The organism is Micromonospora sp. NPDC050200, assembly GCF_040656135.1.
In the GTDB taxonomy this organism is placed as follows: Bacteria; Actinomycetota; Actinomycetes; order Mycobacteriales; family Micromonosporaceae; genus Micromonospora.
Genome location: NZ_JBFALG010000001.1, coordinates 42,923 through 62,324, shown reverse-complemented (window position 1 = coordinate 62,324; position 19,402 = coordinate 42,923). Strand labels below are relative to the sequence as shown.

Below are 19,402 nucleotides of genomic sequence, written 5' to 3'. Positions count from 1 at the left end.
GACGGCGGGCTCCACCACGTTCGCCTCGTCGTCGCCGGCGTCCCCGTGCCGAGGCGACCGGCAGGCATCCGACGGCTGGGGAAACCGACCGCACCAGAACCCTACGACCTCGATGGTTCCGTCGGAACACGCTCACCGCCGGCGCCGAGCACGGCTCCAGCCTGCTGCGACCAGCGCGGGACAGCATGACCTAGTTCCGACCGACAGGAGGTCTACATGCGCGTGGGCGACATCTTCATCAATGGGATCGGGGTGGAACTGCCCGAGAGGCAGAGCATCGAGTCGGCAGTCGAGCAAGGGTTGTTACGCACTGATGACGCCACGGTCCAGGGGTTCACCAGCGTTGCCATCGCGGGAGACACGCCAGCTCCGGAGATGGCGTTGCGGGCGGCACAGAGCGCCTTCAAGGACTGCGACGTGCAGCCGGTCGAGGTCGCCCTCCTGGTCTACGCCAATGTCTGGTTCCAGGGCCCGCTCACCTGGCAGCCGCAGTTCTATCTCCAACATCACCTGGTCGGCGACAGGCCGCTGGCCATCGAGATCAAGCACGGCTGCGTCGGCATGTTGAGCGGAATGGAGTTGGCGGTCGGTTCGCTGCGCGCGGACGAGAAGCATCAGGCCGCGCTCGTCGTGGCCAGCGACAATTTCGGTACGCCGCTGATGAACAGGTGGGCGACCGGGGCCGGCTTGACGGTGCTCGGGGACGGTGCGAGTGCTGTGGTACTGACCAAGAAGCCCGGCTTCGCGCGGTTGGTGTCGGTATGCAGCGGCTCCTTCTCCGGGATGGAGGAAGCGTGGCGAAGTGGGGAGCCGCTGTTTCCTCCCGGCGTCACCGTCAGACGGCCCGTGGACTTCTTCGGCACGCATGACGCGTTCCGCAAGAGCGTGACCGCCGAGGCCGCCGCGATCATGTCGATCACCCACATCCAGCGGAACATCGAGTGCATCCAGCGCACGCTGGCCGAAGCGGACGTGCGGACGGGCGACATCAAAAAGATCATCACCCACACCATGTCGAAGGAGGAGCAGCGAAGCTACGTCGGCATGCTGGGGTTCTCGATCGAGCAGTCGACCTGGGACTTCGGCCGCAGCATCGGGCACGTCGGCGCGAGTGATCAGATGCTCGCCCTCCACCACCTGCTGACGACAGGCCAACTGGTGCCGGGTGACCGCGTCCTGCTGTGCGGCTTCGCTCCGGGGTCGACCTACAAGGCCGCGGTCGTGGAGATCCTCGATCTTCCGTCCTGGTCGCCGTCCCGGTAGGGCCAGCGTGTCGCAGCCCGTGACGACCGAAGCCGCCGGCCCGTTGGGCCCGGAGGGCCGGCACCGGGGATGTGCCGGCCTCCGGACTCGAAGGACCGGCCAGGTGACCCGGGCAGTACGGTGGCCGACGCATCCCCGGTGCGAGCACTACGCGTTCGCGTCACAGCCGACGGTGACGAAGGACTGCACGCGCGTGGGCTTCCGCTCCGGCGCGGTCAGGATTCCATCGGCTGCCGCTGCTTGGTCAATCGGACCGTCCCACCGGCCCGATCCTTCCGATCATCGCGACGATGCTCTCCACGTTCTCGAAGCTGAGCGCGTCGATCATCGACAGGGGCACTGTGGTGCCGAACTCGTCGCGGATGAAATTCAACAACCTCGCTGTGCTGAGCGAATCCAGGATGCCCGACTCCAGCAGTGGGGTGTCCGGCCCGAAACCGGCCATCAGTTCGTCGGGGAGCAGGTTGTCCTGGATGAAGCGGAGCAGCTTGTCACCAATGTCGGCATATGTTTCTGCGTAGGCCATCTGCCTCTTCCTCGCCTCGGGGTGGGTTCATCGCGGGTCTGCCACCGGTCCTCTGCGTCCGGTGGCCACCGGATACCTGCTGGCTGTTCGCACGGCCGGTACGCCGACACGACCACTGTCACCGACCAGCCTCAAGCGGCGCTAATGGCTCGGCCGAGGCGGCCGCGCCCCAGCCCGCGCCAGTTCCCACCGGGTCGGCCGCTCCATCCGCCACCGTGGGAGCAATTTGCGGGCCTTGAGCACAGCCGGAAATCGTTACAGGAGCCGACAGCCGGGCTGGAACGGACATGCCGAAGGATCGTCCGCGTTTGTGCCGCTTTCCAGCCAGCGACGAACAAGCTTACGAAACGAGCCGTCGACGATTTACATGATCAACCAGCCATCCCAACAGAACGTACGGGAGGACCACAATGATTCACGAGGCCGAGCACCTACAGCTGATCATCCATGGCGCCACCGCTTTCGAACTGCTGCGCACCGCGCTCGAGTTCGAGCTCTTCGAAAAGATCGAAGCGGACGGCGGCATGAGCCTTCCGGCGGTGGCCGCGTCGCTCGGTGTAGAGGAGCAGCCGGCCCGGATCCTGCTGCTGGGCCTAGCCTCCCTGCGACTCCTGCGCAGGGAGGGCGAGAACTACGTCAACACCCCGCTCACCCGTCGGAGCCTGCTGCCCAAGCGGGCGGGCTATCTGGGGCCTCTCGTCGAGATCCAGGAGAAGATCACGAATCCCGGCCTGGTCGACTTCGCGGACTCCATTCGACGTAACACCAACGTCGGTCTGCGCCACGTGGAAGGGCCCGGCACGACGTTGTACGAGCGCGTGACCACCAACCCGGCGCTGCAACAGGTGTTCTACAACAACATGGGACACGCGTCCCGGCAGACGTTCCCACTGGTGGCCGAGACGTTCGACTTCTCAGCCCTGCACCACCTGGTCGACATCGGTGGCGGGGACGGCAGCAACAGCATCGCCGTGGCGAAACGTCACCCGCACCTCGAAATGACGATCTTCGACCAGGAGACCGTGCTCAACATCGCGAAGCAGAATGCCGAGGACGCCGGCGTAGGTGATCGCGTGCACGGATGGCCGGGCGACCTGTTCACCGATCCCCTGCCGACCGGGATCGACGGCATCCTCTTCTGCCACATCTTCGAGATCTGGTCGCTCGAGCGGAACACGGAGTTGCTGCGCAAGTGCTACGAGGCGTTGCCGCCGGGCGGCGCGGTACTCGTGTACAACTTCGTCTCCGACGACGACAACACCGGCTCGCCGTCCGCCGCGTTCATGTCCGTCTATTTCCTGACCATCGCGTCCGGCGAGGGCATGGTCTACTCGGTGCAGGACATGAAGATCGCACTGCATGACGCGGGATTCTCCAGGGTCGAACGCCACGAGGGCGTCGGATTCCATCACGCGCTCATGGTCGGATACAAGTAATCAATCCCGGGGCGGGTCGTCGACCGCCCGCCCACATCGCCGGAACACCAGGGCCCCGGAGTAGCCCGCGAATGTCTACTTTGATCGGATCTTGTGGTGGGTGCCCGGCTGGGGAGCGAGCACGACATCTGTGGATTATGGAGCTCTCTACGCTTCAAGATCCGCAAAGGTGTCGTGCTCGCTGTGCCATCATCGCTCATGCCCCCGGCGGATCGCGTCGTGGCCTGTCTCTACCAATGCGGGTGCGTCGCCCGGTGCCCCACTGGCCGGGCCGGAGGCCTGCTCGACCGGTCGGCGTAGGTAGCCGACCCTCGTGACCCTCGTGGGGTGCGCCACGGGTTGGCGACTCTGCTCGCGATCGGGGTGTGCGCGATGAGCGCGGTAGGCCACAACTCGCTGACCGCGATCGCGGTGGGCTCGGCGCTGCGGTCCGCAGGAGTTGGTCCGCCTGGGCTGCCCGTTCAACCCGCTCACCGCGCCGCCGCCGACCCGCCTTGCGCAGCACGCCGTGGTGGCAATGGACGGCAAGTGCCTACGCGGAGCCAAACGCCCCGACGGCCATGCACGCCCAACGCGCCCACGCGGTCTACCCCGTCGAGCAGCGCCACGCCCACCACCTGCTCACCATCAAGGGGAATCAGTGCGCCACGAGGCGCTCCGACACATCCCCACTGCGCAGGCGGGACAGGCTCGAAGGGGCGCTAGCCGACTTCCTCGACATTCTCCGGCTCCGCCGGCTGCAACAGGCCGGCCAGGTGCTCGATGATCGCGGTGACCGTCGGTTGATGCCACAGCAGCGTTGACGGCAGCTTGTGCCCGTAACGTCGCTCGAGGCGGCGCCGGATGACGATGGTCATCACGGAGTCGAGCCCCTGTTCGATGAGCGACCGGCGAGGATCGAGGGTGGTCGCCGGAAGCTTCATCTCGTCCGCGATCTGGCCGCCGACGTCCTCCATCAGGCGCTGACGCAGCTGCTCGGGCGGTAGGTCGACGATGGCCGGCGGGTTCTGTCCGGTCGGACCGGTCGGGGCCGGCGCCGCCGAACTGTCGGACAGTTCCGCCAGCAACGGGAGCCTTTCCTCGCCGGGCTCCAGCGGGGTGACGCGCAGCACCGGGAACATTCCGCCGCCGCGCTCCTCGGCATGGTCCCAGGCGCTGAACGCCTCGACCACGGAGATGTCACCGACGCCGCGGGCGCGGAGCTCCGCGTCGACCACCTCGTTGACCGCCATGCCCTGACCGTGCCACGAGGTCCAGCCCAGACTCAACGTTCCGTCCGGACCGGACGCGGCGTGGTTTCGGTACCGCGCGAAAGCATCCAGGAATGCGTTGGCCGAACCGTACGTGGCCTGGCCGGGGATGCCGAGGAGATAGCCGCACGACGAAAAGAGCACAAAGAAGTCCACACTCCCGGGCGGGAAGACGCCGTGCAGGGCCCAGGCGCCCTCTACCTTCGGCCGCAGCACGTTGTCCAGCGACGCCCGGTCGACGTCACGGAGCATCCGGTTGTCCAGCACGCCCGCGGCGTGGACCACTCCGCAGATCGGAGGCAGGCCGAGCGTCTCCGGTGCCAGTTGACGTGCGACCTGATCAGGATCGGCGATGTCGAGGGCCAGGACCCGTACGGTCACCCCGAGCGCCTCGAGGGCGCGGACCTGCGTGATCTGCCGGCGGGTCACGTCATCGACGGCCAGGTCCCAGGCGTCGCGGGTGGGCAGGCCACGCCGGCCGGCGATGACGATTCGGCGCGCACCGCGCTCGGCCAGCCAGTGGCACACCTGCAAGCCGAGCACGCCGAGCCCGCCGGTCACCAGGTAGGTGCCGTCGGCCCTGCACCGTACGGGCCCGCGAACCGGTGCCCGCTCCGTGGGCACCAGGCGGGCGACGCTCGGGGTGCCGTCGCGCAGCACGACGATGTCCTCTCGGGGCCGCGCACGCAGCACGTCTAGCAGCAGCTCCGCTGCCTCCGCCGGCGCTTCCGGAGGCAGGTCGACAATCCCGCCCCACAGCTCGGGATGCTCACCGGCGACGACCCGACCGAGTCCCCAGAGCGGCGCATGGGCAAGGTGGCTCTCGGTCGTACCCTCGCCGACGCCGACGGTCAGGCACCACAGCCGGGGGAACCGGCTGCGATGGCGTGCGGACAGTCGCTGAACGACAGTGATGAGCAGCCAGGCGGCATCCGCCACGGCACCGGTGACGGGAGCCGGCGAATCGGGCGACGGCGGCAGGAGCAGCAGATCCGTGTCCTCGCCGACCAGGTCCAGGTCACCGAGGTGGGACGGGGCGAGACACGAGGCCCCGGCCGCGGTCAGTCGCTCCCGCAACGCGGCGGCCAGCGGGCTGTCCGGGCCGACGAACGCGATCCGGCGCGGCGCCGGCGCGGCCGACCCGTCGGGCGCGGCGGCCGGCAGTGCGAGCGGGCGCCAGACGACCTCGTGCACCATCTCGACCGGACCGGTCCGGCCCCTGGTCTTCGGCTCCATCTCGGCCAGCCGGAGGCCGGCCAGCCGGGCAACCACCCGCCCGGTCGGGTCCGCCAGCAGCACGGTGAGGGCGTCGTCACCGGGATCGGCGGTGATCTCGACGTCCACGACCAGCAGGGGCGCCCCCGAGGTGTGTACCTCGTCGATGCCCGCGACCATCCGCAGCGCCGGCGGGCCGGGATGCGCGAACGGAGCGATCGACAGGGCTGCGTCGAAGACCGGGGCCCAGGTTGTCCGCGCCGTCGGCGGCAGGTCGATCCGCACCCGGGCCCGGATGCGGTTGTCCCCGCGCCAGAGCTTCTCGATGGTCCAGTCGAACGCCATCGTCGGCACCCCGACGGAGGCCAGCTGCCGGCGTACTGCATCCGGATCCGTCTGCTCGAGCTCACCGAGTCGGCCGGGAAGCTGCTCCGGTAGCGTCGAACCCGCCTTGGCGATCAGGGCCGTGGCGTGCACGAGCCACGGTCCGTCGGCCGCCGGGGTACGGGAGGCCAGGCGCAGCACGTCGTGGTCGTGCACCACCTGGATGTCGCGGGGCTCCCTGGTCAGCAGCGGGATCTGGAACGACACGTCGGTCAGCGTCGCCACCGAGGGGCCCTCGTCGCGCGCACCGAGGAAGGTGTTGATCAGGATGGCGGCCGGGGTCACCTCGGCGCCGTTGATCGTGTGGCTTCCCGGGTACGGCCGGCTGTCGTCGGTGAGCCGGGTCCGCCACATGCGCAGCGGGGTGCCGGCGATGCTCACGCGCGAGCCCAGGACCGTGTGCGAGGCGACATCGTGGCCGGACCCGTCGATGCCCGACGGGGATGCCGGATCGCGCCACAGCCGTCGGTGCTGCCAGGGAACTCCCGGCAGGGTGACCAGATCGCCGGCCGGTTGCAGCGCCGGCCAGTCCAGCGCCACACCGTGGCAGTGCAGCACAGCGGCGTTGGTCAGCAGCCTTTCCCGCTCCGGCGCGTTGCGTCGCAACGTCGACACGACAAGGCCGTCCTCGTGGCCGGCGTAGGACAGTGTTTCGGAGATGGAGTGGGCCACCACCGGATGAGCGGATATCTCCAGGAACACCCGGTAGCCGTCCTCGACAGCCGCCTGGACCGCAGGCGTCAGCAGCACAGGGTTTCGCAGGTTGGCGGCCCAGTACGCGCCCTCGACGGGATGCTCGGACCGGGGATCGGGCAGCGCCGTGCGGTACATGGGTATGCGGGGCCGCTCCGGGGCCAGATCGGCGGCGGCCTCGGTCAGCTCGGCCAGCAACGGGTCCATCTGCGGGCTGTGGAAGGCGACGTCGGACGCGACCCGGCGCACCGCGATGTTCTCGTCCCGCCACCGGGCCACGAGTGCGTCGACCACCTCGATGTCACCGGCGATCACGGTCGACGCCGGTGACGACCAGATTGCCGGCCCCACGTCGGTACGATCGGCGAGCCGCTTCGCCACCTCGTCGAACGGCAGCCCGACCATGGCCATCGCGCCGTTCCCCGCCACCTGTCGCAGCAGTCGGGACCGGCGGCAGATCAGCCGGGCGCCCGCCTCGACGGTGAGCGCACCGGCGGTGACCGCGGCGGCTATCTCGCCGACCGAGTGGCCGATGACCGCGTCGGGCCGCAGCCCGGAGGACCGCCAGACCTCGGCGAGGCCGAGCTGCATCACGAAGATCATCGTCTGGATCCGGTCGACGTCGCGCAGTTCGTCGTCGAGGAGGACCTGGCGGGGGGAGAAGCCGATCTCCTCCAGGAAGATCGGCTCGAGCTGGTCGATCACCGCGGCGAACACGGGCTCGGTCCGGAGGAGTTCGCGCCCCATGCCGACCCACTGGGAACCGTGGCCCGAGAAGACCCAGACCAGCCCGGTTCCGCCGCCGTCGTCCGCGCCGCTGGTCACGCCGGGTGCCGGCTCACCGGCGGCGAGGTGGCGCAGCCGTGCCGCGAGTTCGTCCCGGCTCGCCGCCACGACCGCCGCCCGGTGGCGCAGGTGGGAACGCCGCAGGGCGAGGGTGTGCCCGATGGATGCCAGCGACGCCGGTTCCGCCGACGCGGACAGCCAGTCGGCCATCCGTTGCGCATGCTGCCGCAGAGCGGCGTCGGAGCTGGCGGAGATCGGGAACAGGCGCGGCACGTCGTGCGCTCCGGCGTCGTCGGTGACCGAACCGCCGGCCTCCTCGGGCGCCTCCTCGACCAGCACGTGGGCGACCGTCCCGCCGTACCCGAAGCCCGACACCCCGGCCCGGCGCGGTTCGTCTCCGCGCGGCCAGGCGGTGCGTTCGGTGACGACCTGCAGACCCGCCGAGTCCCAGTCGATGGCCGGGTTGCCGACGGAGTGGTTGAGGCTGGGCGGGATCTCGCTGCGGTGCAGCGCGAGCACCACTTTGATGATGCTCGCCACCCCCGCGGCAGCCTCCAGGTGGCCGATGTTGGACTTCACCGATCCGATGAGACAGGGCTCGCCCGGTGCCCGATCGACCCCGTACACCGCGCTGAGCGCACCGGCCTCGAGCGGGTCGCCCAACCGCGTGCCAGTGCCGTGCGCCTCGACGTAGCTGACCGATCCCGGAGCGATCCCCGCCTGTCGGCAGGCCCGGTCGAGCACGTGCTCCTGCGCCGGCCCGCTGGGTGCCATGATCCCGTTGGTGCGGCCGTCCTGGTTCACCGCGCTGCCCCGGATGACGGCGAGCACCCGGTCGCCGTCGCGCTGCGCGTCGGCGAGCAGCTTCAGCACCACGACGCCGCACCCCTCGCCGCGCCCGTAACCGTCGGCCGTAACGTCGAACGACTTGCACCGACCGTCCGGGGCCATCGCGCCGGCGGCGTCGAGGGTCAGGGTGAGACCGGGGGACACGATGAGGTTGACCCCCGCGGCCAGCGCGACCGGGGTCTCTCCCGCGCGGAGGCTCTGACAGGCGAGGTGCAGCGCGACCAGCGAGGCCGAGCAGGCCGTGTCCACCGCGAGGCTCGGCCCGCGGAAGTCCAGGGCGTACGAGATGCGGTTGGCCACGGCACACATGGCGGCGCCGATACCGGTCCACGCCTCGATCCTGGGCAGGTCCTCCAGCAGCCGCCGGCCATAGTCGTCGGAGCCGACGCCGACGAAGACGCCGACGTCGGTGCCGGCCAGTTCCCGCACGCGCATGCCGGCGTGCTCCAGCGCTTCCCAGGCCACCTCCAGCAGGATCCGCTGCTGCGGGTCCATCAGCTCGGCCTCGCGGGGGCTGAGGCCGAAGAAGTCGGCGTCGAAGCCCTCGATCTCGGAGAGGAAGCCGCCGAACCTGGTGGCTCGGCGCAGCGCGGCCGCGTAGTCGGGACCGAGGTCGCCGTAGGCTTGCCATCGCTCCTCCGGCAACTCGCCGATGCCGTCACCGCCGCTGGCCAGCAGGTCCCAGAAACTGTCTGGCGAGTCCACGCCGCCGGCGAACCGGCAGCCGATGCCGACCACTGCGACGGGAGCCGTCACGGCCCGCCGCGGCGGGCCAGGTACGGCGAGGGTTTCGGCTGTCCCCATCCTGATCTCCTCGAGTTCGTCGGTGGCCGCGGGCCGGGGCTGACCTCCGGGCGGGACGCCCGGTGTGCGAGCGGCACGGATGTTCGGACGATTCGCTGTGACTGGGCGCCGTCACCGCCGGCGCCGCCGTTGTTCGGCGTCACCCAGCCCAGGGCGTTGGCGCGTCGATCCGAACCAGGGCGCAGGACAGGGTGACTCCGGGCCCCACCCCGAGCATGAGCAGGTGATCGCCGGGCTTGAGCGCCCCGGTGCTCAGCAGGTGTTCGAGGGAAACGATCTGGTCGCTGGCGCCGAGGTGGCCGACGGTGCGGCCGAAGTCCCAGGTCGACATGGACATGGGCAGGTTCAGCGCGGCCATGCACCGTTGCTCCACGATTTCTCGGGAGTAGTTCATGTAGGCGACCCGGGTGACGTCGTCGATGCCGATACCGGCGTCGGCGAGCGTGTCGTCCACGAGGCGCAACGTCCGCAGGTGGATCTGCAGCAGCGCCGCCGTCCCGCCAGCCTCGGCCATCACCCGGCGCCGGAACTCCGCATTGCGGTCGCCGAAGTTCAGTCCCCGCCCGACGGTCACGCCGGGTGGGAACAGCGGCTGACCGGCCCGGTGCATCTCCTCCGCCTCGGGAACGGTGAGCGACCGGACCGACAGCAGTCGGGCGATGCCCGGACCGGTTGTGACCACCACGGCGCTCGCGGCGTCCCCGGCGATGTACCCCGGACCCATCGTCCAACGGTCCATCAGCGGGGTGCCGAAGTTGTCGGCGGCCACCAGCAGGGCGACCCGCGGACGGCCGGCACGTGCCGCGTCCCCGCCGAGATAGCCGGCGGCCAGTTGCAGCGCGGAGAACATGCCGTTGCAGCCGTGCCGGACCTCCACCGCCAGCAGGTCACCACCGAGCAGGTGGCGTTGCAGGTAGTACTGCGGCTGCCAGCCGTCCGGGCCCTGGTGCCATGAGTCGGCGTACAACAACAGGTCGACGTCCTCGGGGCGCTGGCCGGCGCGCTTCAGCGCGTCCTGCGCGGCGCGCAGCGCCATCTCCGGCGCGGGCAGCTCGCCCGCGACCGCCGCGCCCGCCAACTCGTGCAACTCGACCTCATCGGCCGAGTACCAGCCCTGCTCGACAGCGTGCTCGACACTCACCACCTCGGGGAGGAAGACACCAATGCCGCTGATGGAAATGTCGGTAGACAACGAGCGGCCTCCTCAACCGTCTGGGTCCGAGCACTGTCTCCCGGGCCCCTGGAGGCTCACTCAAGCGGCCGTCGTGGGCGTTGCCGGTGCGTCGTCGTACGGTTCGCGGCGCGGCGACCATCGAGCGATCCTCGACCAGACAGGGAGATGCTCCGGGCCGGTGGCACCGGTCGACAGGAGCTTCTCATGCGCGTAATGCTGACGGTCTCCGCGTGGCCGACCCACTACATGGCGATGGTCCCGACCGCCTGGGCGCTGCAGTCCGCCGGGCACGAGGTACGTGTGGTCTGCGCGCCGTCACAGGTCCGGCCGCTGCGTGCGGCCGGGCTCATCCCGGTGCCGGTGCTGCGCGGCATGAGCATCACCGAACACAACCGGCTGGAGCACTATCGGCAGGCGGTCGAAGGGACCTGGCCGTTTCCCTGGCTGCCGCCGCATCCGTTCGACGGCACCCGGCTGTCCACGCTGGACGACTTCGATGTCGCGGCGTTCGAACGCGACGTGTTGCCCGACTTCAACCGCGCCGCGGAGTGGAGCTTCGACGAGACGGTCCGGTTCGCGGCGGGCTGGCGGCCGGACGTGGTACTGCACGACCCGATCAGTCTCGAGGGGCTGCTCGCGGCGAAGGCGCTCGATCTGCCGTGCGCCCTCTTCCTGTGGGGGCCGATCGGGACGTCGGAGCCGTCGCACGTGCGGCTACTGCCGGCCGACCGGAGCGGCTCCTTCGTCCGCTACGGGTTGGGACCGTTCGGCCCGCATCTGATCGAGAACATCGTCGATCCGTGCCCGGCGTCGATGAGCCCGCCGTCCGCCGCCCGGCGCTTCCCGGTGCGGTACGTGCCGTACAACGGCAGCGCTTCCCTGGTCGAGTGGACCACGCAACCGGCGCAACGCCCGAGGTTCTGCCTCACCTGGTCGACTGCGCTGACGACGATGAGCGGTCCCGACTCATATCTGCTGCCGCGGCTGGTGCAGGACCTCGCCGACCTCGACCTGGAGCTGGTTGTTACGGCGACCGACGAGGATGTACGGGCGCTCGGGGCGGTGCCGCCCGGTGTCCGGGTGCTGACCCGGTATCCGATCAATCTGTTGCTGCCGAGCTGTGCCGGCATCCTGCACCACGGCGGCGCCGGTGCAACGATGACGGCGGTGGCGGCCGGGGTGCCACAGGTGGTGGTCGGTTTCACCAACGAGCAGATCACCAACGGCGCTCGGGTGGCCGCGACCGGCGCGGCGATAAACCTGCCCGGACACCACGCGGACACGGTGGCGGTGCGGCAGGCGGTGCGGGACGTGATCGGCGCGGCCGGTTACCGCGCCCGGGCCTCGGCGCTCCGTCAGGAGCTGCTCGACCGGCCGACGCCGCACGCGTTCGTCGAGACCCTGGAGAAGCTCGCGTCGGGCTGACGCGGTGCGGTACCGGCAGCACCAACACGCGCTGCCGGTACCGCATCGGAACGGTCAGGTGACCGGAGTGTCCTGACGCACCGACAGGACCAGGTCGGTGATCTTGTCCAGCGTGCTGAAGTTGGCTTCGGTCAGCTGCTGGAGCGGGATCGCCACCCCGAACTGCTCCCGGATGAAGCCGATGAGTCGGGCCGTGCTCAACGAGTTGAACACCCCCCACGCGTACAACGGCGTCTGTGCGGTGAGCGCCGCGGCGTCCTCGGGTTCGAGCAGGTCGGTCTTGAAGAAGGTGGTCAGCCGGACGAGCAGGGCTTCACGGGAGTAGATCATCGGTCCCTCCAGGGTCGATCGGTCTGGCTCGTTCGGCGCATCCGTCACGACACCCATGCCGGCACGTCGAGGACCTGGATGACCGAGGCCGCGATGCTGAGGCCGGGGCCGAGGCCGAGCATCAGGAGATGGTCGCCGGGGGTGAGCTCCTTGTGGTGCAGCAGGTGGTCGAAGGCGAGCAGTTGGTCGCTGGCGGAGTGTCCGACGCTGCGGTTGAACTCCCACGTCGAGATGTCCGTCGGCAGACCCAGCGCGCGCAGGCGTTCGATCAGCTTGGGGCGTGGTTCGTTGGCCATCGCCGCACGGGTGATGTCGGTGAGCTGGATGCCTGCCTCGTCGATGGCCCGCGTCACCACCTCGGTGAGCTTCCTGAACAGATGCAGGGCCATCCCCTCGGTGAAGCCGTGGTGCTTGGCGAACTCCTGGATTCGCGCGTTGAAGTCGAGGCGGTGCCCGAGCACGATGTTGGCGGGGTGCAGCGGCTCGTCTCCGCGGTGCAGCCCCTCCAGCTCCGGCACCGTCGTGGAGGTGACGGAGAGCAGTCGGGCGAAGCCCTGGGTCCGGCTGAGCACCAGCGCGGTCGCCGCGTCACCCATGGAGAAGCCATCGAGGGTGTTCCAGCGGTCCACCAGTGGAGAGTCCAGGTTGTCCGACACGACGACGATCGCGGCCCGCTCCTCCGGCAGCGCCCGCAGATACGTCGCAGCCAGCTCCAACGCGCCGAAGACGCCGTTGCAGCCCTGTCGCACCCCCGCCGCCAGCACGTTGCCGCCCACGGCGTGCCGCTGGAGGTACGAGTGGGGGCACCAGCCGGTCGGGCCGGTGTGGTACGTGTCGACGTACAGCAGCAGGCTGAGCAGGTCGGTGTCCTGCCCCCACCGGTCGAGCGCCTCGCGGGTGGCGCTGAGCGCCATCTCCACGGCGGGCGTGTCGCCGGCGATCGCGGCGCCACTCATGCCGTTCTCGGTTGCATTCGGCGCGCCCACCACCTCAGGCAGATACGTGCCCAGGGCGTTGATGAAAATGTCGGGCGTCTTCACACAGCCTCCTCCGGTCCGCTGCAGGCGTGGCCATCGCATCGTGGGTGCGGCGCTTCGAGCCTCGGTCGAGGCCCGGGAATGTCCGTTTCGCCGAGGAGGCATACATGGAAGGTTGTAGCTGTTCTCCCGCCGATACAGCGAAGTGGAACTTCCGTGTCGTCGTCTTGAGGGGGCCGGAACCGCGTCAGTACGTTGGTTCCAGGAGGCTTCGATCAAGCCCCCAAAAACGGGTCAGGGGAGGCACCGTGAGGTTTAACGTTCTCGGTCGGTTCCAGGTCGCCAGTCAGGGGCAGATATGCACACCGAGCGCGCCAAAAGTGCGCCAGGTGCTTGCTGTGCTGACGCTGCGAGCTGGTCAGACGGTGAGCATCGACGGGCTGATTGAGGAACTGTGGGAGGAAAACCCGCCGAAGAGCGCGGTCACCACGACGCAGACGTATGTCTACCAGATCCGTAAGGCGTTCGAACGGCTGGAGGGCGAGGACTGCGCGGACCGGCTGCTGGTCACCCGCCCGCCGGGATACGCGCTGGAGCTCGGCAAGGAGCAGATCGACGCGACCCTGTTCCGGGACCTCGTCGACCAGGGGCGTGGCCTTTTCGATCGCGGCCGGGTCCGGCAGGCCGGCCAGGTGCTGCACGAGGCGCTGGGGCTGTGGAGCGGACCGGCGTTGACCAACGTCACCTGCGGGCCGATGCTGCGCAGCTACGCGACCCACCTCGAGGAACAACGGATCACCGCGCTGGAGCTGCGGATCGCCGCGGATCTCCAACTGGGCAAGCACCGCGAGCTCATCGCCGAGCTCAAGTCCCTCGTCGCCTTACACCCGCTCAACGAATGGCTGCACGCACAGCTCATCGTGTCACTGGAAAAGGCCGGGCGGCGCGGTGAGGCGCTGCGCGCCTACCAGGATCTGCGGCGGCTGCTCAACAACGAACTGGGTCTCGACCCCTCGGCCGATCTGCAGCGGTTGCACCAGGCGGTGCTCAGCGCCGACACGATCGTGCTACATCCTCTGCGCCCGACCGGCGTCGTCGCACGGTCGGCCTGACTCCGGCTCCGTACGCCGCCCGAGGATCTGGTCGAAGACCTTGGCGAGCACCGCCGGCCCGGCCGCCACGTCGTCCGGCGCACGCCAACAGACGAAGCCGTCCGGTCGTACCAGCACGGCACCGGCGTGGCCGACTTCGTGCGCCGCCGCCCAGTCGCCGCGTTCGTCCTCAAGGTCGTGACCCAGCTGGTACACCACCACGGGCACCTGAACCTCGGCCCGTCGTCCAGCCTCCGTCCAGCGGTCCGCCTTCGCCCCGGCGACGAGCACGAAATTGCCGCGGTACAGGTCCAGGGTCGACACCGGCCGGCCGGCCCGGCGTAGCCACAGGTGCGGCGCCCGGCTCCCCGGCCGGCCGGTGAAGTCCCGGGACGGTGTGGCGGCCCCGGCCTCGTTCCGGTCGCGGTCGGTGCCGACACCGGGTTTAACGTCGTTTCGCTTCCCGGCCACCGGGGTGGGGACGATCGCGGCGGAGTTGTACCGGTAGCCGAGCCCGACCGCGACCGGGTCGAGGCCCGACGCACCGTCACCGCGACCGGCGATCCGGCGGGCCTGTCGCTGCGCCGAGAAGTCGGCGGTCAGCGTGGCCACGGCGCGTCGCTCCCGCTCGTACGTGTCGAGCAGGGCGGGTGCGGCGTGGCCACGCACCACGGCGGCGAGCTTCCACGCCAGGTTGTGTGCGTCCTGGATGCCGGCGTTGCCGCCGAGGCCGCCGGCCGGGGGAGTGACGTGCGCGCTGTCCCCGGCGAGGAAGACCCGTCCCACGCGGAACCGGTCGGCGATCCAGGAGGCGAGGTCCCACGTCGGGGCCCGGCCGTGCTCCGCGAGCTGCGAGTCCAGGACGCGCACCTCCACGTCCTGCCCTACGGCCTCGCGGATGAGCCGCGGGAATTGCCCGGCTGGGAGGCCCCCGTCATCGTCGCAGGGGACCATGAGCACCCACCGCCGCGGGTCGTCGAGTCGGGTCAGCATGGTGTTCGACACGGGCCGTTCGAGGTAGCACAGCGCCAGGCGCCGGCCGCGCAGCGGGCCGCTCAGGTCCGCCTCGAACGGGATGTTGGCATATCTGGTGATGGTGCCGGAGCCGCTCGTACCGACGCCGAGCGCACCCCGGATCGCCGAGCGGTGACCGTCCGCCGCCACGAGATAATCGGCACGGACCGTGGACGTCGACCCGGTCGCCCGGTCCCGGAGCACCGCGGTCACCCCGTCGTCGTCCTGCTCGAACGAGTCCAGCCGGGTGGAGAAGCGCAACTGCGCGCCGCGTCGTCGGGCTTGCTCCCGCAGGACCGGCTCCACCGCGTTCTGGTCCACCACGACCGGCGTGGTGGGGCTGATGTCCGTGTACGTGTCCGGCGCCGGTCGTACCGTGCGGAACCGTTCCTCACCCACCAACGTGTCGGCGTGCATGATCGCGGGAAGGTCCCGCAGGATCGAGGCGGGCGCGGCTCGCAGGGCCTCCTCGACGCCGGCGGCGCGGAAGACCTCGGTCGAACGCAGGCTCAGGCCGCGACCGCGCGGCAGGGTCGACGTCCCGCTGTGCTGCTCGACCAGGACCACCGGGATCCCGAGATCACTCAGGAAGAGCGCGGCCGACAGTCCGACCAGACCACCGCCGACGACCAGGACGGGCACATCGCTGCTCATGGCGCCACGGTCGCAGCCGCCACTCGGCTCCCGCTCGTACGCGGATCCGGCCGCACCCCGGGGGCTGCCTGGCCGTGCCAGGCCCCGAGCAGCTTCGAGTTGTCCTCGAAACGGCATGGCGACCATGGGGACCGCTGCCCACCCCGGAAGGTGACCATGACTGAGACGGCGCTTCCCCATGTCGACGCGAAGTTGCTGCACGACATCGCACGCGGCTATGTCAAGACAGCACTCCTGCGGACCGCGCTCGAAATGCGGGTCTTCGACCTGCTCACCGACGGACCGCAGGACGCCGATGCGGTCGCCACGAAGGTCGGGGCCAATCCGCGTGGGATGCGGATCCTGCTCGACGCGCTCGCCGGGATCGGGCTTTTGCGGACCATCAAGGACCGCTATGCGCTGCTGCCGGGCAGCGACGACCTTCTCGTCAGTACCGGCGCACACTATTTCGGAGGAGCGATCCGCCTCAGCGCGAGCGACTGGGAATGGGATGCGCAGAAGCACCTCATCGACGCCGTCCGACACGGCGGCACCGTCACCGAGACTCACGCGCTGACGCCCGAGTTCGACTTCTGGGAGGAGTTCGCCAACCACACCTCCTGGTTCAACAACGGCGCCGCCGAGCTGATGGCGGAGAACCTCATCCCCTGGGCGAAGGACCGCGACTCGGTCGAGGTGCTCGACGTCGCATGCAGCCACGGTTCGTACGGGTTCACGTTCGCCCAGCGCGAGCCGCGGGCGCGCGTCACCGGGCTCGACTGGCCCAACGTGCTCGAGGTGACCGCCCGTAACGCCGAGCGGCTCGGCGTACGCGACCGGGTCCGCCTCATCTCGGGCGACATGTTCAGCGTGCCGCTCGGCGGCCCCTACGACATCGTCATGCTCACCAACGTCCTTCACCACTTCTCCGAGCGGCAGGCCACCGAACTGCTCAGCCGGGTCGCCACGGCGGTCAAGCCGGGCGGCCGGATAGCCGTCGTCGGGCACACGTTCGAGGAGCACGACTCCCCAGAGACGAACCCGCTGCCCTACATGTTCTCGGTGATCATGCTGGTGCAGACGCACGAGGGCGAGACGCATTCGGTCAACACGTACCGGAAGATGCTCTCCGCCGCCGGGTTCGTGAACGTGCAGACCCACGCCAGTGACGCGGCCATGCACCGGGTCTTCATCGCGGACCGGCTTTGACCGGCCCGAACTCACCGGGAGCAGACATGGTCGAGTCGAACGGCAGCGGGGCCACCACCGCGACCCGCCTGACCGACGACGGCGCGCGGGCGATCGTGGCCGAACACGCCCTGGCTGCCGACCGCAACCGCATCCTGTCCCCGCCGGCGGTCCGGGCCATCACCGACGCGGGATTCCCGCGCCACTTTGTGCCGGGCCGGTTCGGCGGCACGGACGGCACGTTCGTCGACTTCCTGCACCGCGTCACCGTCGTCGCGGAGGGCTGCGCGGCGGCGGGCTGGTGCGCGTCGCTGTTCGCGTCACATGCCCGCATGGCGACCTTCCTTCCCCCGGAGGGCCAGCACGACCTGTGGGGCGAGGGGCCGGACGTACGGATCTCCGCGGGGGTGGTGCCCGGCGGCACCGTCGCCGGTGCACCCGGCGGCTATACGTTGACCGGTTCGTGGACCTTCATCAGCGGCATCGACTTCGCCGACTGGGTGCTCGTGTCCGGCCAGGAGCCGGACACGACGGAGCGGCGCCTGCGTTTCTTCGCCGTGCCGAGACAGCACTGCACGGTCGACGACACGTGGTTCACCGTCGGCATGCGCGGCACGGGCAGCCGGAGCGTCGTACTCGACGACGTGTTCGTCCCGGCGCACCGGTCGTTCAGGCAGGAGTCGCTGCTGACCGGAGCCCGCCCGGACGCCGAGCATCCCCTGCCGTTCCGGTTGGTCAACGGTCTCACCATGATCGCGGCACCGCTGGGCACCACCCGGGCCGCCGTCCGGGTCTGGTCGGCATGGATCGCCGCCAAGACGGAGATGTCCATGGGCACGGTGGTGCGGGCCAGGGACAAGGCCTCCGTCCAGGCGGCGCTCGCCCGCGCCAGCGCCGCGGTGGACGCCGCCGAACTGCTGCTCACGCGGATCGCGGCGCTCGCGGACGCCGGAGTGCCGATCGAGCCGGCCGTGGTGGCGCGCAGTCATCGCGACTACGCGGTCGTGGCCGAGTCGTTGACCGACGCGATCGAGCGGGTGCTGCGGTCGAGCGGTGCCCGGGCACAGGCCGAGGACAGCCCGATCCAGCGGGCGTGGCGGGACGTTCACACGGCCACGAGCCACGCCGCGCTGCAGTTCGATCCGAACGCGGCCGTCTACGCCCGGCACATGCTCGGCGCCGGCTGACCCGTCCCCGTATCCAGTACCGGCGCGTACCGCGCCCGCCCAACAGGAGGGAGCCGGCATGGCTCAGGAACCGCTCAGCGAGCAGGCGGTAGCGTCGCTGCGGTTGCACGAGATGGCGCACAGTCTCGGCGTCACCGCGGCGCTCGTGGCCGCCGCGAAGTTGGGCATCGCCGACGCGATCGCCGAGGAGCCGGTCCACGCCGACGACCTGGCAAAGAGGGTGCAGGCACATCCGGAGGCGCTCCGGCAGCTCATGCGGGCCCTGGTCACCCGCGGGGTCTTCGAGGAGGTCAGTGACCACGTCTACGGGCACACCCCGCTGTCCGTCGCGCTGCGCGCCGACACGCCCGGGAGCCGTCGGCCGTGGGTGCTGCTCGCCGGCGCAGCGTTCTCCTGGCAAGTCTGGTCGAAGCTGGACGATGCCGTGCGCACCGGGGCGAGCGTCTTCCCGGATCTCTACGGCAAGGACATGTTCGCCCACCTGAGCGAGGACGAGCCCGAGCTGAGCGCGCTCTTCGACCGCGCCGCGGCCACCTCGACGGCGGCGATCGCCGAGGCGCTCGCGGCGGCCCTGCACCTCGGCAGCGCCACCACCGTCGCCGACATCGGCGGCGGCCAGGGCAAACTGGTGCGTGCGCTGCTGGAGCGACACCCGGACCTGCGTGCGGTGCTGTTCGACACGCCCAGGGTGTTGATCGACGTCGACCCCGCCCTCTGCGGCAACGGCGCGCTCGCCGGCCGCTGCTCGATCGTGGCCGGCGACGTCTGGCAGGAGGTGCCGGTGCGGGCCGACGTCTACGTCATCAAGGGCGTGCTGCACATGTGGAACGACGACCAGGCCGCTGCGGCGTTGAGCTCGATCCGCCGCAGCGCGCCCCCTGGCGCCCGCATCATGGTCATCGAACAGCTCGTCGGAGCGTCGAGCGCGCCGGGCATCACCACCATCATCGACCTGTTGATGCTGGCCACCCAGGGTGGCAAGGAGCGGACGGCACGGGAGTTCCGCGCCCTCTTCGAGCGGGCCGGGCTGGAATTCGCCGGCACGACCCCCACCGGGCCGATGAATCACCTGATCGAAGCCGTCGTGCCGGCCCACGACTGAGCGGCGGCGCCCACCGCGGCGCTGGCGCGGGCGAGCGCCGCCTGGACGGAGGCCTTGTCCCTGGCCCGCACCACC

Annotated in this window: 13 protein-coding genes; 7 read left to right on the top strand and 6 right to left on the bottom strand. The window is 70.0% G+C overall.

The features are described 5' to 3' along the window. Positions 1-216 precede the first annotated feature (216 nt). Positions 217-1,263 carry a ketoacyl-ACP synthase III family protein gene (locus AB0I41_RS00245; protein ID WP_357099820.1) on the top strand — a complete coding sequence of 349 codons (1,047 nt, stop codon included), beginning with the start codon at positions 217-219 and terminating at the stop codon, positions 1,261-1,263. Between the two features lie 244 nt (positions 1,264-1,507). Here the strand turns inward: AB0I41_RS00245 and AB0I41_RS00240 are convergent, their stop codons facing one another. Continuing rightward, positions 1,508-1,789: an acyl carrier protein gene (locus AB0I41_RS00240; RefSeq protein WP_357099817.1), complete on the bottom strand. Its 282-nt coding sequence runs from the start codon at positions 1,787-1,789 to the stop codon at positions 1,508-1,510. Between the two features lie 410 nt (positions 1,790-2,199). Between AB0I41_RS00240 and AB0I41_RS00235 the strand changes: the two genes are divergently transcribed. Next, complete coding sequence (locus AB0I41_RS00235) at positions 2,200-3,225, top strand: methyltransferase (RefSeq protein WP_357099814.1); 1,026 nt, start codon at positions 2,200-2,202, stop codon at positions 3,223-3,225. Between the two features lie 701 nt (positions 3,226-3,926). On the opposite strand, the gene AB0I41_RS00230 is transcribed toward AB0I41_RS00235, so the two are convergent. Continuing rightward, on the bottom strand, positions 3,927-9,206 hold the full coding sequence (locus tag AB0I41_RS00230; protein WP_357099811.1) for a type I polyketide synthase: 5,280 nt from the start codon (positions 9,204-9,206) through the stop codon (positions 3,927-3,929). Positions 9,207-9,345: 139 nt separating this feature from the next. Next, positions 9,346-10,398 carry a ketoacyl-ACP synthase III family protein gene (locus AB0I41_RS00225; RefSeq protein WP_357099808.1) on the bottom strand — a complete coding sequence of 351 codons (1,053 nt, stop codon included), beginning with the start codon at positions 10,396-10,398 and terminating at the stop codon, positions 9,346-9,348. A 186-nt stretch (positions 10,399-10,584) separates the two neighbouring features. On the opposite strand from AB0I41_RS00225, the gene AB0I41_RS00220 reads away from it, so the two are divergent. Further along, positions 10,585-11,805 (top strand): nucleotide disphospho-sugar-binding domain-containing protein, encoded by a 1,221-nt coding sequence (locus AB0I41_RS00220; protein ID WP_357099805.1) that lies wholly within the window; start codon positions 10,585-10,587, stop codon positions 11,803-11,805. A gap of 54 nt (positions 11,806-11,859) precedes the next feature. Here AB0I41_RS00220 and AB0I41_RS00215 read toward each other — a convergent pair whose 3' ends face one another. Beyond that, positions 11,860-12,135, bottom strand: a complete 276-nt coding sequence (locus tag AB0I41_RS00215) for an acyl carrier protein (protein ID WP_357099802.1) — start codon at positions 12,133-12,135, stop codon at positions 11,860-11,862. A 44-nt stretch (positions 12,136-12,179) separates the two neighbouring features. Then, positions 12,180-13,175 (bottom strand): ketoacyl-ACP synthase III family protein, encoded by a 996-nt coding sequence (locus AB0I41_RS00210; RefSeq protein WP_357099799.1) that lies wholly within the window; start codon positions 13,173-13,175, stop codon positions 12,180-12,182. Positions 13,176-13,279: 104 nt separating this feature from the next. Between AB0I41_RS00210 and AB0I41_RS00205 the strand changes: the two genes are divergently transcribed. Then, positions 13,280-14,224 carry an AfsR/SARP family transcriptional regulator gene (locus AB0I41_RS00205; RefSeq protein ID WP_357100503.1) on the top strand — a complete coding sequence of 315 codons (945 nt, stop codon included), beginning with the start codon at positions 13,280-13,282 and terminating at the stop codon, positions 14,222-14,224. Here AB0I41_RS00205 and AB0I41_RS00200 read toward each other — a convergent pair. Then, the gene (locus tag AB0I41_RS00200) at positions 14,180-15,871 is read right to left on the bottom strand and encodes an FAD-dependent monooxygenase (RefSeq protein ID WP_357099796.1); all 1,692 of its coding nucleotides are present in this window, start codon (positions 15,869-15,871) and stop codon (positions 14,180-14,182) included. The two genes, AB0I41_RS00205 and AB0I41_RS00200, sit on opposite strands and share 45 nt — an antisense overlap. Positions 15,872-16,027: 156 nt before the next feature. Between AB0I41_RS00200 and AB0I41_RS00195 the strand changes: the two genes are divergently transcribed. Genes AB0I41_RS00195 through AB0I41_RS00185 form a run of 3 tightly spaced genes read left to right on the top strand, consistent with a single transcriptional unit; the run spans position 16,028 to position 19,327 of the window. Then, positions 16,028-17,059: a class I SAM-dependent methyltransferase gene (locus AB0I41_RS00195; protein WP_357099793.1), complete on the top strand. Its 1,032-nt coding sequence runs from the start codon at positions 16,028-16,030 to the stop codon at positions 17,057-17,059. 26 nt (positions 17,060-17,085) lie between these two features. Further along, positions 17,086-18,225, top strand: a complete 1,140-nt coding sequence (locus AB0I41_RS00190) for a hydrolase (protein WP_357099790.1) — start codon at positions 17,086-17,088, stop codon at positions 18,223-18,225. Positions 18,226-18,283: 58 nt separating this feature from the next. Next, a complete protein-coding gene (locus tag AB0I41_RS00185) occupies positions 18,284-19,327 on the top strand; it encodes a methyltransferase (RefSeq protein WP_357099787.1) in 1,044 nt (347 codons plus the stop codon). Positions 19,328-19,402: the final 75 nt, after the last annotated feature.

Coding starts and splice junctions, on each gene's coding strand:
- AB0I41_RS00215 (WP_357099802.1), bottom strand. CDS start 12,135: ATGATCTACTCCCGTGAAGCCCTGCTCGTCCGGCTGACCACCTTCTTC.
- AB0I41_RS00200 (WP_357099796.1), bottom strand. CDS start 15,871: ATGAGCAGCGATGTGCCCGTCCTGGTCGTCGGCGGTGGTCTGGTCGGA.
- AB0I41_RS00195 (WP_357099793.1), top strand. CDS start 16,028: ATGACTGAGACGGCGCTTCCCCATGTCGACGCGAAGTTGCTGCACGAC.
- AB0I41_RS00245 (WP_357099820.1), top strand. CDS start 217: ATGCGCGTGGGCGACATCTTCATCAATGGGATCGGGGTGGAACTGCCC.
- AB0I41_RS00240 (WP_357099817.1), bottom strand. CDS start 1,789: ATGGCCTACGCAGAAACATATGCCGACATTGGTGACAAGCTGCTCCGC.
- AB0I41_RS00185 (WP_357099787.1), top strand. CDS start 18,284: ATGGCTCAGGAACCGCTCAGCGAGCAGGCGGTAGCGTCGCTGCGGTTG.
- AB0I41_RS00235 (WP_357099814.1), top strand. CDS start 2,200: ATGATTCACGAGGCCGAGCACCTACAGCTGATCATCCATGGCGCCACC.
- AB0I41_RS00190 (WP_357099790.1), top strand. CDS start 17,086: ATGGTCGAGTCGAACGGCAGCGGGGCCACCACCGCGACCCGCCTGACC.
- AB0I41_RS00205 (WP_357100503.1), top strand. CDS start 13,280: ATGGAAGGTTGTAGCTGTTCTCCCGCCGATACAGCGAAGTGGAACTTC.
- AB0I41_RS00230 (WP_357099811.1), bottom strand. CDS start 9,206: ATGGGGACAGCCGAAACCCTCGCCGTACCTGGCCCGCCGCGGCGGGCC.
- AB0I41_RS00220 (WP_357099805.1), top strand. CDS start 10,585: ATGCGCGTAATGCTGACGGTCTCCGCGTGGCCGACCCACTACATGGCG.